Below are 13,015 nucleotides of genomic sequence, written 5' to 3' on the forward strand. Positions count from 1 at the left end.
TCGAGGGCGGCGGAGGCCCAAGATCGGCCCCAACCGGCTCGGCCAGCAGCCCGGTATTGATGCGGAATCCGACGCCCGCTTCCAGCACCGCCTCGACACGATCGGCCAATTCCTGCGCCGTGACGGGCTTGGAGATGAACGCGTTCGCCCCGGCCCGCAGCGCCTTGTGCTTGTCCATCGGCTGGCTGCGCGCCGTCAGGATGATGATCGGCACGTGCGCCGTCTTCGGATCGACGCGCAGGCGGTTCACCACGTCGTAGCCGCTGAGACCCGGCATCATGATGTCGATGATCGCCAGATCCGGCTGCATTTCCGCGGCCAGCCGCAGGCCTTCCTCGCCATTGCGCGAGGTCACTACCTGATGCCCCAGCCGTTGAAGCATCAGCCGCACCATTTGAAGCAAGTTGAGATCGTCGTCTACCAGCAGGATTTGAGCCATCGCCGGACTTTCACTTTTGATGGGGGCCGAACCATAATCGCCGTCATTGTATCACGACTTCAAATTCGCGTTTTTCCCGGCGCGCGCCTAACGGCTGCCGGTGAAAAACAGCTCCAGCCGCGTCCGGTTGACCAGGATCACGGCCCCGCCGAATATCACTTCCTTGCGTCCCGCTGCGGTGGCGGTGGCATCAAAGACGGGCACGAACGCTTCCGGCGTCGTACGCAGGAAGCTGCTGAGGTCCACGGTCGGGTGCAGCCGGATCACGCCCTGCACTTCAAACCCGCCCGCCATGATCTGCACCGCGCGCTCGATGTGGTCGCGCCCCATATACTGGCCTTCGCGGTGGGGCAGGCCGTCGCGCATTTGCTTGAGCACGACCAGCGCCAGGCTGTCCTTGCGGATCTGCCCGAGGTCGTAGCTGCCCGTCAGCGTCGCCGGATCGTACAGCGGCGACACGTACGCGCGCTCGATCTGGACGAACTGCGCCATGTGGTCGTTCAGCTCGTCGAGCAGCTTGGCCCCGCGCGTGTTGACCTCGGCGTTGATGCGATAGCTGCGCGTGAGGAACTCCGCGGCGACGTATCCGGCCCGGGCTCCAGAGAACTGCTGCGCTTCCATAGGCCCCCCAATTTAGTTGTCTGTAAATAGTTATTAGTTTTCAGTTATGGCAAGAACAAAACGCAAACGCCCTGCGTGGTGCTTGCGGGGCAGGTCCCAAACCCGTCCTGCCTGTCGCGTTTTCCCGCTCCGACCCCGATCGGGGCGAGTCGCCGTAGGTTTCGTCGGTGCCGCGTCCCGCCGCGTCGTTCGCCTACCGCGCCCGCGTTACTGTGCCGCGCTCAGCGCTTCGACCGCCGTGCGGACGTCCTCCGGCAGCGTGTCGAAGCCGGGCACGGTCGGGATGCTCGCGTTCCACGCGTCGCTGCGCGTGACGGTCGCGTCCGTCCACAGCGAGTCGAGCCACGTCTCGAAATAGCCGTACTTGCTGTCCTCGATCTGCTCGTCGGTCAGCGGCTGCATCTGGCGATCCAGCACTTCGATCAGGTGCAGGCCGTATTCGGTTTCGACCGGCCCGATCAGCGTATTCAGCTCGGCGTCTGTCACCGCGTCGGCGTAGGACTGCGTCAGGTAGCTGAGCGGCACGAGGCCCAGGTTTCCGCCGTCGGCGGCGCTGGCCGTGTCGTTGGAAAGGGCCATCGCGGTGGTGGCGAAGTCCTCGCCGCGATCCAGCCACGTCAGCGCTTCGGCGATGCACGCCTGCGCGGCGGCGCGCTGTTCCGGCGTGGGATCGGTGACGGCGGCGGGGCTGGCGGGCGTGAAGGCGCACAAGATGTGGCGCGTATCGACCGCGAGTTCCTCGGTCGGTACGTTTTCCCCGATCACGTCCAGCATCACGTCACGCAGGGCCTCGGTGGCGAAGATGTCGTGCAGGTCGTCCTCGCTGAGGCCGGACACTTCCGACGCTTCCGCGAACCACTGCGTGATAAACGCCTGGGCGGTGGCGTCGGTCGCCAGACTGGCCTGATCGACGTCTGTCCATGCGCTGAAGAACCGCGCTTCGCGGTCGGCGGCGTCTTCCGCCGTGATCGCCTGGCCGAGATCCTCGCTGGCCTGCCAGACCAGCCGGTCCTCTTCCATCTTGTGCAGCACCACATCCCCGAACGATTCAGGATCGTTCAGGTCTTGCAGGTGGCCGCGCAGGTAATCTCCCGCGAGTTCCAGGCTGCCGCCCGTCAACTCGTAAATTTTGACCATCTCGTTGAGGTACTGCCAGCGGACAAAACGCACGCGCGCCTCAAACTCAGCGCGCGTGATAGGCTCACCGTTGACTTCCGAAATCACGTCATCGCCCGACTGGGCATAACTCGTCTGCGCGGGCATGGGCGCCAGCGCGCCCAGCATCACCAGACCGGCCAGCGTGCCCGCCAGAACTGTCCTTACGTACCGCCGCCATAGTTGCCGCATCGTCACGCCTTTTTGCTCCGCTTCCCCGGTGTTCGCAGACCGCGCGGAGAGTCGATCGCCGGGCGGCCTGCTTTCATGATACTCAATTCCCCATCTGGCGCTATGACGCGCGGGTCATGGGTCGCAGCGCGCATCAATTCGCGGCGTCGTCGGGCACGGGGGAATCGGACGCGGTGCGTCCAACCGGCTCGGCTTTGGGCGGCGGGAAATAGGCGGTGCCGTGCCCGTCTTTGGACTTGGCCGCGCTTTCCAGCATCACGGTATGCGTCGGGAAGGCGATACCCACGCCGCGATCGTCCAGCAGCGCCATGATCTTGAGGTTGATATCCTGGCGCGCGGCCTGGAATTCGTTCCAGCCCGGCGTCTTCATGAAGGCGATGATCATCAGGTCGAGCGAGCTTGCACCAAAGTCGGTGAACTGCACTACGACCGAATCCGGCTCGACGAGGTCGTGTGTCACCAGCATCTCACGGATGGCCTGCACGGTCGACAGCACGACGTCCGGCTGGTTGCCGTACTCAATGCCGAGCGTCATGTTCAGGCGGCGCTTGGACAGGCGCGACCAGTTGCGGATGTTGGAATTGACGATCGTCTTGTTGGGCACGGTCACCAGCGATTGGTCGAGCATCCGCACGCGGGTGCTGCGGAAGCCGAGTTTTTCGACCGTGCCGGACAGATCGCCCATGACGATGAACTCGCCCACCACAAACGGCTCGTCGGCCAGGATGACGAAGTAGCCGATCAGGTTCGCCAGCGCGTCCTGCGCGGCCAGCGCGACGGCCAGCCCGCCGATGCCCAGCCCGGCGATCAGGCTGCCGACGTTATAGCCCCACGTTTGCAGGACGCTCGTCGCCGCGAACAGGATGACCGTGGCCCGCGCGAGCTGTTCCATCGCCAGCGAGAGGCGGCTGTTGGCGATGTTGGAAACGGGTGTCGAGGTGCGCCGCAGCACGCGCTGGAACAGCGACACGCCCAGCTCGACGCCCCGGTACGCGGCCCAGAAGAACGCGATGGCGACCAGCGAGGACATGATGCGGTTGATCACGTCCGAGATGCCATACGGGAAGTTCAGGACGCGCAGCGCCAGCCAGACCCCCAGGGTGGTGATCAGGAAGCGCAGAGGCGGCTCGATGATCGTGACCAGCCGCTCGTCGATGGTGGTGCGCGTGCGCCGCGTGATCTTGCTCACGAAGCGCGGGATCATGGTCAGCACGATCCACCGCACCACCCAGGTAACGAGCAGGATCAGCGCGATGATGCCCAGGCGGGTCAGCGCTTCCGACGTATCGTTTCCAATCGCGTCACGCAGGTCACTCCAATTCATTACGACTCCTCCACGAAGGCAGCACCCGGTCGTATTCGGCCAGTGTGCCAGCCTGCCTTACGGATAAACAGCGCGGGAATTAACGTAGACCTTGAACGAGGAACGTCACCACTTGCTCTTCACGCCCACGCACGAGGCGGGGGCCTACGCAGTCGGCAATGACCTGATCGGCCACCAGCTTGTAGCTGTCCTGGCTGATCGTGATCTCGCCGTTGTCGCTCAGGTCTTCCAGGCGGCTCGCCAGATTGACTGTGTCTCCCACGGCGGTAAAGTCCATTTGTTCCGGCGTGCCGATGTTGCCGACGATGGCCGTGCCGGTGTGAATGCCGAAGTTGACGGCCAGCCGCAGCTCCGGTTCCAACTGGGCGTGATAGCCGGGCAGGGCGGCGCGCGCATCGAGCGCCGTCTTCACGGCGCGCAGCGCGTGGTCTTCCTGGGGCAGCGGCGTGTTGTACAGCGCCATGATGCCATCGCCCAGGTATTTGTTGACCGTGCCGCCGTGCGACTTGATGCAGTGCACCAGCAGGGTCAGGTAGCCGTTGAGCACTTCCAGCAGGCGCGTCGGGGCGGCGTGCTCCGAGACGGTGGTGAAGTGTTCCAGATCCGCGAACAGCACCGTCACGATCGTTTCCGCGCCGCCAAGCTGCACGCGCGACGGATCGTCCAGAAGCTGCTCGACGATCTCCGGCGCGACGAAGCGCTCGAAGGTGCGCTGGATCTGCTCACGCTGTTCGCGCAGCAGGTCGTTGACCTCTTTGGCCCGGATGCGCGCGTGAATGCGCGCGGCCAGCTCGCGCGGGTGGAACGGCTTGGGCAGGTAGTCGTCGGCTCCCAGCCCCAGCCCGATGACCCGCGAATCGACGTCGGTTTGCGCCGTGAGCATGATCACCGGGATCTTCGCCGTGGCCGGATTGCGCTTGATCGTCGCGCAGACCTCGAAGCCGTCGATTTCCGGCATGTTCACGTCGAGGATCACCAGATCGGGCGGATCGCTCTGGATCATGTCCAGCGCTGCGCGCCCGTTCTCGGCCATGATGGGGGTGTAGCCCAGGCTGTCGAGGATATCCCCGACCAATTCGCGGCTGTCGCGGTTATCTTCGGCAATCAGGATCTTCGGAATGCTCATCGGAGGCCAGTTTCCGCCGGGTGCAGCCGGAGCCGCCGCGCAGCGCGGCTAGCCCAGGAAGTGCGCCAGCTTGCTTTCCAGCTCGTGCAGGTTGATCGGCTTGGCAACGTAGTCGTCGCACCCGGCGCGCAGCGCAAGCTCCCGATCGCCCACCATGGCGTGTGCGGTCAGCGCGATGATCGGCGTGTGGGCCGTGCCATCTTCGCCTTTCAGATGTTTGGCGACCGCCCACCCATCCAGCTTCGGCAGCGAGAGATCCATCAGGATCAGGTCGGGGCGCTCAGTTTGAGCCATCGTCAGCCCGGCTTCGCCATCCTCCGCGACGAGGGCGATGTAGCCCAGCGTCTCCAGAATGTCCGTGATCAGGATGCGATTGTCCGGGTTATCCTCAACAACCAGGATACGGTGTACCATCTCGACCTCGCGCAAACTGCTGCGCGCCTGCTCCTTTCTGGAAAGTCCTCACCGAAAGAATCTTAACGTATTGTGCGCCGATCCGCATCCGCGAGTCAGCTCCGGCGGGAACCCGTCAGCGAGTTGGAGGCTTACTTACAGGTTTCGCCCCCGTCACACTCTCAATTCTCGCCGGACGCGGTGCGGTTGGCGGCCATCCACTCGACGGCGAAATCGACCAGCGCGCGCTGGCGCATCAGAAGTGACGGCGCGCGTCCGACCGTCCCGGCGCGCACCGCACCCGTCGCGGCGAACGCCTCGCCCAGCATCGGGAAGTCGCCGGTGTCGATGTTGATGTCCTCGAACGTGACCCACTGCTGGTCGCCCTCGACCAGCACCGGCGCGCCCAGCGTCACAACGCTCTTGCCCGGCCACGCGGCACGATATTCCGCCAGATGCAGCGACGTGTTGTTGCCGTGGCCGACGCCCAGCAGCAGCACCCAGCCGTCCAGGTCGTAAATGCGCGCCAGCGGCGACTCGTCGCCCAGGGAATTGGCCAGCGGGTGCGCGCGCGTGATGGTTTCGGCGTGTTTGCCCCATGCCGCAAACGAGACCTGCGGGTGACTGCTGCGCAACACGCCGCGCTGTTTGCGGAAGCATTCGGGGATCGCGCCCATGCCGCGCGAGGGCGTCAGGTCGGGATCGTAGGCGGGCATCGTGTCGCGGATCACGTCCCACCACACTTCCGGCACGGGCGGATTCTGCCACTCAGACGGATCGGACAGGTCGCTGGAATGGGCAGGCATGACCAGCGTTCCGCCGTGCCCGATCGCGCGTTCCAGCGCGTAGACGACCGCGACCGGTCCGCCTGCCACCCACCCGAGCTTGCTCAACGACGAATGCACGATCAGCGTCATGCCTGGCTGCACACCGATCGCGGCCAGATCCGCCGCCAGCGATTTGACGGTGTTGGGATGCTCACTGCCCTGAATGGCGTCTAATTCGCTCACGTACTGTCCCCCCGTGCGCTTGCTCTTTATTCCCCGGCTTCCGGCAGACATTCCGCCGTCGCGTCGGGATGCACCACGGCGCTCTGAACGGCGCGCAGAAACGTCTCCATGCCGCCGTAACCCTTGCGCACCAGATCCGCGCAGCGATCTTGCAGGAACGCTTTTTCCTCCGGCGAGAGATCCTTGCCCGTCATGACGATCACGGGCAGGCCCGCCAGCCGCTCGCTGCGCCGGATCGACGCCAGCACGTCGAACCCGCTGACGTCGGGCATCACCCAATCGAGCAGGATCAGGCGCGGCGTGTGCTGGTCCAGCCAGCTCAGGGCGTCCGCGCCTCCGGTGGCGACCTCGACGGCGTAATTTTTGCGCTTGAGCGCGTCCGCAATCAGCGTGCGGTCGTCGGGCGCGTCGTCCACCACCAGGATCGGCTCGCTGCTGCCCGATTCGGCCAGCGCGTTTTCCAGCGTCGGCAGCAGTTGATCGACGACGATCGGCTTCGTGACGGCATCTTCCGCGCCAAGCATCATCGCCAGCGGACGGTCATCCACGATCGAGACGATGACGACCGGGATGCGCTGAAGCTGCGGCATGCTCTTGATCTGCCGCAGGATGTCCCAGCCGTCCGGGCCGGGCATCAGCACGTCGAGCGTGATCAGGTGCGGGCGCACGGTTTGCGCCAGCGCCAGCCCTTCCGCGCCGCTGCTGGCGACGAAGACGCGGTAGCCCGCGCGGGTCAGCGTGTCGGCCAGCATCTCGCGCGTTTCGGCGCTGTCGTCGATGACCAGCACGCGCGTGGCGTTGAGCGCTTCGGCGGCGACATCACCCGAAGGCGGGGCCTGCGTCGCGGCGGGCAGGTACACGATGAACGTGGTCCCCTGGCCGACGGTGCTGGTGAAACGAATGCTGCCGCCGTGCAGATCGACCAGCCGCTTGGTGATCGCCATGCCCAGGCCGGTCCCCTCGTACTGGCGCGTGGAGGAGCTGTCCGCCTGCTTGAACTCCGCGAAGACCGCTTCGAACTGGTCCTCCGCGATGCCGATCCCCGTGTCGCTGATCTCAATGCGGATCTGGTCACCTTCGCCCCACGCGCGGACCGTGATGCTGCCCTCGTGCGTGAACTTGACCGCGTTGCCGAGGATATTGGTGACGATCTGCCGCGCGCGCATCTCGTCGCCGTACAGCGGCGGGGCGTCGGCAAAATCGCGCACGATGTCCAGGTTTTTGTGCGTCGCCAGCGGCTCGATCGCGGCCAGCGCGCTTTCGATCAGGTCGGGCGTGGGCACGATCTTCCAGTCGAGCGCGATGCGCCCTGCCTCGATGCGGTTCAGGTCGAGCACGTCGTTGACCAGATTGAGCAGGTTTTGCCCGTTGCGCACCACTTTTTCCAGCCGGTTGCGCTGCGTCTCGTTGACGGGGCCATACGTGCCACCCATGACCAGCTCCGTATAGCCGATGATCGAGTTGAGCGGCGTGCGCAGTTCGTGGCTGACGTTGGTCAAAAACTGCGTTTTGAGGCGGCTGGCCTCCTGTAACTCCGCGTTGCGCTGCGCAAGCTTGGCGTGAAGCTGGCTGAGCGGATCGAACAGCTCGTAGGTGAGCACCTGTTGGCCGAGCACGGCAGCGGCCCCCGCCAGGAACAGCGCGCTGAGCGGGATCGGCACGATGGGCCAGATCAGCGCGGCGGAAATGGGGCTGAGCACGATCAGCGCCGGGGCGCGCCACAGGCCGCGCCCGCGTTCCTCCGGCATGCGGTACAGCACGAAAATGCTGGACACGAGGTAGATGATCATCGTGAAGTTGGTGATCGCGCCGAACAGCGTGTAGTCCCAGACGTATCCGCCGTCGTGCGACTCGACGGGCCGGATGTTGGTGGTGACGTGCCCGGTCCACAGCGCGCCGAACTGGATGGCGAACATCACGACGCCAAACGCGCGGACGAACCTGACCGGGCGCGAATAGTTCTGGGCGAACTCGGACGCGAAGAAAAACACCGAAGGGATGAAGATGCCGTAAAACGTCGTTGCGGCGTAAAACACCGGCTCGGGCTTGAGGTTCAGGGTGTCGATGAAGCGCGCAAAACCGTTCAGCCCGCTGTAGAGCGCCAGCGCCGCCATCATAAAGGCGAAAACCTGGTTACTGCGGCGGCGCGGGGCCTGCCACAAGACGAGCATCAGCAGCGCGGTGCACAGCACCGCCGTCACGCCGTTGGCGGCAACAACGATGATGGTCGTGTGCGAGATCATCGGGGCATGACCTCCTGGCGCGTCTCCATTCGCCGCAGCACGGCGCGAATCTGGGTGCGCAGCGCGTCCGGCCCGCCCGCGCGCAGCACTCTGTCGGTGTTGTCGGGCAGCGGGTCGAGTTCGCCGTGCTCGGTGACGGCCACGATCGGGATGTGCATCGTGTTCGGATCGCAGCGCAGCGCTTCCAGCGTTTGCGGGCCGCCTTCGGGCATGAAGGCGAGATCGAGCACGATCAGATCGGGACGCAGCTCGTGCGCCAGCATCAGCCCGTCGTTGGCGCCGCACGTCCCGTAGATGCGCAGGTGATCGGTTTCCATGACGTCTTGCAGCCGCCGGATCGCGTCCGCGTCGCGGTCGATGACGAGCACCAGCGCGCCGGATTTCTGGTTGCGCGGCTTCAGGAGCGGGCTGGATGCCGCGTCGTCCAGCGCGGCAGGCAGTGCGACGTGGAAGGTCGAGCCGCTTCCCTCGACGCTTTCAAACCACAGGTCGCCGTGGTGCAGCTTGACGAGCTGCTGCGTGATCGCCAGCCCCAGCCCGGTGCCATCCTGGGCGCGGGTGAGCCTGCCGTCCGTTTCCATGAAGGCGTTGAAGATCAGCGTTTGCTGGTCGATGGGGATGCCGATGCCCGTATCGGTGATGCTGATGATCACATGGTTCAGCGAGGCGTCGTAGTGCCCGCGCACGATGACGCAGCCTTTTTCGGTGTAGCGCACGGCGTTCGAGAGCAGGTTGGTGAGGATCTGGTTCGTGCGGCCTTCGTCGGCCCACAACACCGGTAGATCGCCGTAGGCGCGGATGAGCGTCAGACCTTTTTCCAGCGCGCGCCCCGCGAACTGCTGCACGACGCCATCCAGCAGGGTCGTCGTATCGACGCGGGAGAAGCTCAGTTCCAGGCGGCCCGCTTCGATGCGGCTGAGGTCGAGCACGTCGTTGATCAGCTCCAGCAGCAGCCGCCCGTTGCGCCGGACCTTTTCCAGCCGGTCGACCTGCGTCTCCGTCACGTCGCCATAGGTGCGGTTGAGCACGAGATCCGTATAGCCGATGATCGAGTTGAGCGGGGTGCGCAGCTCGTGGCTCATGTTCGCCAGGAATTGACTTTTGGCCCGCGACGCCTCAATGATTTCCGCGTTCTTGAGCGCGAGTTCCGCGTTGAGATCTTCAAGCGGCTGGAAGACCTGATACTTGATCACCTGACGGCCCAGGCTCACCATGCTGATCGCAATCGCCAGCGAGTTGAACGGGTAGCGGCGCAGGATGGGGATCACGGACAGGCCGGTCACGCCGACGAGCATCAGCGTCATCGCCAGCATCATCTCGCGCGATTTGAGCGTATGCTGGCGGCGCAGGATGAAGATGCACGCCAGCAGATAGGCGATGCCCATACCAGTCATGACGTAGCCAAACGGCGTGAAGCTGTAGCGGTACGAGCCGCTGTCGGCGGGAATGAAATCCTTGTAGGCCTGATCCGTCCAGATCAGCGCAATCGATCCCGCCATGAGCGGCACGCTGACGAGGATATCGGCGCGGCGGATGCGTGTGGACACCTCCGCGAAGGCCAGCGTGAACTTGCACAGCAGCACCACCGCGACGATGTACAGGGTCGCCAGGACGTAAAAAATGGGCCGGGGTTCCAGATCGAACTGCTGTATCACGCGCCACAGGGACGCAAAAATACCATAGACCGCCATCGTCAGGGATGCCAGCCCGAAGTATTGGTTGCTGCGGCGATAGGGGTCTTGCCATACGACCAGCAGGACCAGGGCCATTCCGATGATGGCAAGGGTGACCGTCGCGCCGATGCTGAACAGAGTGGCCGTACTGGTGTGCATTGATGGCCTCCGCACGAGGAGAACGGATGCTCTCCCATTGTACCTGTTTCACGCTATTTCGCACGTTATCGGTAGGCGGTTAGGACGGCGCGGGATGCCGCCGCCCTGAGAGACGCGCAGCCGCCCGGAACCGGCGGCTCCAGGCGGCTGCGCGACAGCACAACCCCGTGTGCGAATGGTCTGGCAGACTCGTGCTGGACGAGCTAAACGAGATCGAGCGGGAACTTCTTCTTGTACTGGTCGATGGACGACAGGATCGACTGCTTGGCGACGTCCGCGCCTTCCCAGCCCTGCGGCTCGACGGGAATGCCTTGCAGTTCCTTGTAGACCTGGAAGAAGTGCGCGACCGAACTCAGGAAGTGCTTGGGCACGTCCTTCAGGTCGTGGTAATCGTCGAACTGGGGATCGGTGGACGGCACGGCGAGAATCTTTTCGTCCGAGTCGCCGCGATCGAGCATGTGGAAGATGCCGATGGGCCGCGCTTCGATCACGCATCCGGCGAACGTGGCCTCGTTGACCATGACCAGGATGTCGAGCGGGTCGCCGTCGGCGGCGTACGTTTGCGGGATAAGGCCGTAGTCGCTGGGATAGTGCATCGGGCTGTAGAGCACCCGGTCAAGTTTGATTACCCCCGCTTTTTTGCTGTACTCGTACTTGTTCCGGCTGCCCTTGGGGATTTCCACGATGCAGTACACCACGTCGGGAATATCCGGTCCAGAAGGCAGACTGTGCCACAGGTTGATCATGCGCATTTCCTCAGGTGCTGTGGTGGCAGATGCTACCAGTCCACGCTGATAGAATGAGTTCACAGTTATTTATAACCTATTTTGTTCGAATTGAGTTGCGGCGAGGTTACAGAACTTGCTCAGCGCGCGGCTGGCCGGGTTACCCGGCGTCCGGCTTGGCGCTGGGACGGCTGTCGTCAGGCTCGTCCAGGGGGCCGGGACCGCGCTCGGCGGGCGGCGTGGACAGGTGGCGGTTGGGCGGCGGGCCGGATTCCCCGATCATGAACTCGATGTTCTGCACGGTGGCGGAATCGAACAGGGTCAGGCCGCACACGTCGCAAATCCAGGCGGGCACGTTGGGCGCGCTGACGAGCGTGCCGTCAACGACCTGAACGTAAACGGTTTGGGCCGGCTTGAGCTGGCCGACCCCGCAAGATGGGCATGTGTCGATGGGCATGGATGGCGTCGCTTCTCGCGTGTGTCAGTAAACTCCGCCGGGCCAGCTCGACCCGGTCGCGGCGGGCGTGCCTTCCGGTGTGCCGGTCGGCGTGGGCGTGAGGGTGGGCAGTAGTTCCGCGCCGGTGAAGTCGTAGCGCTCGTGATGCACCACGGCCCAGTCGGAGGGCGGCCAGTAGCGGACGAAGGCGCGGCCCACGATGAACTCGCGGTCCACCGGGCCGAAGTCCTGCGAGTCTTTGCTTTCGCCCCGGTTGTCACCCAGCACGAAGTATTGGTCCTCGCCGACGATCCATTCGCCGTCGCACGAGGTTCCCCGGCAGAACTTGTCGATGTAGGGTTCGTCGAGCAGCTTGCCGTTGACGTACACGCGTCCTTGCAGGATGTCGATCGTCTCGCCGGGCAGCCCGATCACGCGCTTGATGAAGTCGCGGTCCGGCTGCAGGGGATAGTGGAACACCACCACGTCGCCGCGCTCGGGGTCGTTGACCAGATAGTTCAGGCGGCTGACGATGATGAACTGGTCGGTCGTGAAGTTGGGCAGCATACTGTGCCCGTCTACGACGAAACGCGCCGTCGCCAGGTTGACAAACGCGTAAATGGCGGCAATGAGCAGGATTGTTTCCAGAATCTCGCGCACGAAACCCCCGCCGTGGCGCAAACGCGGGCGCGGCACGCGGGCTGGCTCAGGAGTTGATGGCGGGATCGTGGGCGGTTCTTGAGAGAAGATATCGTCTGGGACTGTCAACGTGAATGCGCTCTTAGATCGTTTGTCTGCGATGGTCTAGACTATACCCCACGCACCGGTGCCCGGCAACCGTTGACCTTGCCTCCCGGCATTCTGTATAATGCGGTCACACGACAAAAACACTGCCCCGTTGGTAGTCGGGGCGATGCGGTCCCCCGCGTTCCGTCTCCCTTCCTGTTTCCCAGGATCGTCCCGCCGTGCGCTACGGCATACCTGGGAGACGGACACATGCAGTTAACCCTCTTTTTCGACAGCCCCTATTGGGTCGGCGTGCTGGAAGTGGAGCAGGACGGTTTGCTCTACGCGGCGCGGCATATCTTCGGCGCGGAACCGAGCGCGGAGGACGTGTATGCGTTCGTGCTGCACAATCTGGCGGCGCTTCAGGCGCGCATGGCGCAGGGCGTCCCGGTCGAGGCGGGGACGCAGAAACACATCAATCCCAAGCGCGTCCAGCGCGAGATCCGGCGCGAGCTGGCCCGCGAGGGCGTCTCTAGCAAGGCGCACGAGGCGATGCGGCTGCAACTGGAGCAGGGCAAACAGGCCCGCCGCACGCAGTCCCGCGAGGCGCGCGAGGCCGAGCAGGCGCGCAAACGCGCGATCGCGCGGGAGAAGGCGCGCCAGAAGCATCGCGGGCATTAGCGGCGGCATCTGGCAGGCATGGCGGCGCGTTGGTGCAGTTAGTGAAATAATCCGGTCATCACCGCGACCTCACCCCCGGCCCCTCTCCAATCCAGGTTGGAGAGGGGAGACA

Annotated in this window: 13 protein-coding genes; 1 reads left to right on the forward strand and 12 read right to left on the reverse strand. The window is 64.4% G+C overall.

The genetic code is table 11. The features are described from left to right. The 12 genes from V7116_RS22740 to lepB all read right to left on the reverse strand — a co-directional run. The coding region (locus tag V7116_RS22740; protein WP_324394277.1) for a response regulator transcription factor at window positions 1–439 on the reverse strand (439 nt) is incomplete at its 3' end. Between the two features lie 87 nt (window positions 440–526). Further along, window positions 527–1,060 carry a hypothetical protein gene (locus V7116_RS22745; protein ID WP_324394278.1) on the reverse strand — a complete coding sequence of 178 codons (534 nt, stop codon included), beginning with the start codon at window positions 1,058–1,060 and terminating at the stop codon, window positions 527–529. A 207-nt stretch (window positions 1,061–1,267) separates the two neighbouring features. Beyond that, a complete protein-coding gene (locus V7116_RS22750) occupies window positions 1,268–2,407 on the reverse strand; it encodes a peptidylprolyl isomerase (protein ID WP_324394279.1) in 1,140 nt (379 codons plus the stop codon). A gap of 133 nt (window positions 2,408–2,540) precedes the next feature. Then, window positions 2,541–3,731, reverse strand: a complete 1,191-nt coding sequence (locus V7116_RS22755; protein ID WP_324394280.1) for a mechanosensitive ion channel family protein — start codon at window positions 3,729–3,731, stop codon at window positions 2,541–2,543. 79 nt (window positions 3,732–3,810) lie between these two features. After that, on the reverse strand, window positions 3,811–4,857 hold the full coding sequence (locus tag V7116_RS22760; protein ID WP_324394281.1) for an adenylate/guanylate cyclase domain-containing protein: 1,047 nt from the start codon (window positions 4,855–4,857) through the stop codon (window positions 3,811–3,813). Between the two features lie 48 nt (window positions 4,858–4,905). Next, on the reverse strand, window positions 4,906–5,271 hold the full coding sequence (locus V7116_RS22765; protein WP_324394282.1) for a response regulator: 366 nt from the start codon (window positions 5,269–5,271) through the stop codon (window positions 4,906–4,908). 161 nt (window positions 5,272–5,432) lie between these two features. Next, window positions 5,433–6,260 carry an aminoglycoside N(3)-acetyltransferase gene (locus V7116_RS22770; protein ID WP_324394283.1) on the reverse strand — a complete coding sequence of 276 codons (828 nt, stop codon included), beginning with the start codon at window positions 6,258–6,260 and terminating at the stop codon, window positions 5,433–5,435. A 26-nt stretch (window positions 6,261–6,286) separates the two neighbouring features. After that, window positions 6,287–8,503, reverse strand: coding sequence for a response regulator (locus tag V7116_RS22775; protein WP_324394284.1), 2,217 nt, complete (start codon window positions 8,501–8,503; stop codon window positions 6,287–6,289). Then, window positions 8,500–10,335 carry an ATP-binding protein gene (locus tag V7116_RS22780; protein ID WP_324394285.1) on the reverse strand — a complete coding sequence of 612 codons (1,836 nt, stop codon included), beginning with the start codon at window positions 10,333–10,335 and terminating at the stop codon, window positions 8,500–8,502. The genes V7116_RS22775 and V7116_RS22780 overlap by 4 nt, the downstream gene beginning before the upstream one ends. Window positions 10,336–10,538: 203 nt before the next feature. Continuing rightward, window positions 10,539–11,081 (reverse strand): inorganic diphosphatase, encoded by a 543-nt coding sequence (locus V7116_RS22785; protein WP_324394286.1) that lies wholly within the window; start codon window positions 11,079–11,081, stop codon window positions 10,539–10,541. A gap of 139 nt (window positions 11,082–11,220) precedes the next feature. After that, the gene (locus V7116_RS22790; RefSeq protein ID WP_324394287.1) at window positions 11,221–11,517 is read right to left on the reverse strand and encodes a YgiT-type zinc finger protein; all 297 of its coding nucleotides are present in this window, start codon (window positions 11,515–11,517) and stop codon (window positions 11,221–11,223) included. A gap of 24 nt (window positions 11,518–11,541) precedes the next feature. Beyond that, window positions 11,542–12,264: a signal peptidase I gene (gene lepB, locus V7116_RS22795; RefSeq protein ID WP_324394288.1), complete on the reverse strand. Its 723-nt coding sequence runs from the start codon at window positions 12,262–12,264 to the stop codon at window positions 11,542–11,544. A 228-nt stretch (window positions 12,265–12,492) separates the two neighbouring features. On the opposite strand from lepB, the gene V7116_RS22800 reads away from it, so the two are divergent. Then, on the forward strand, window positions 12,493–12,903 hold the full coding sequence (locus tag V7116_RS22800) for a YjdF family protein (protein ID WP_324394289.1): 411 nt from the start codon (window positions 12,493–12,495) through the stop codon (window positions 12,901–12,903). The last annotated feature ends 112 nt before the right edge of the window (window positions 12,904–13,015 follow it).

This window comes from Aggregatilinea sp. (assembly GCF_036822615.1).
Lineage (GTDB): Bacteria > Chloroflexota > Anaerolineae > Aggregatilineales > Aggregatilineaceae > Aggregatilinea.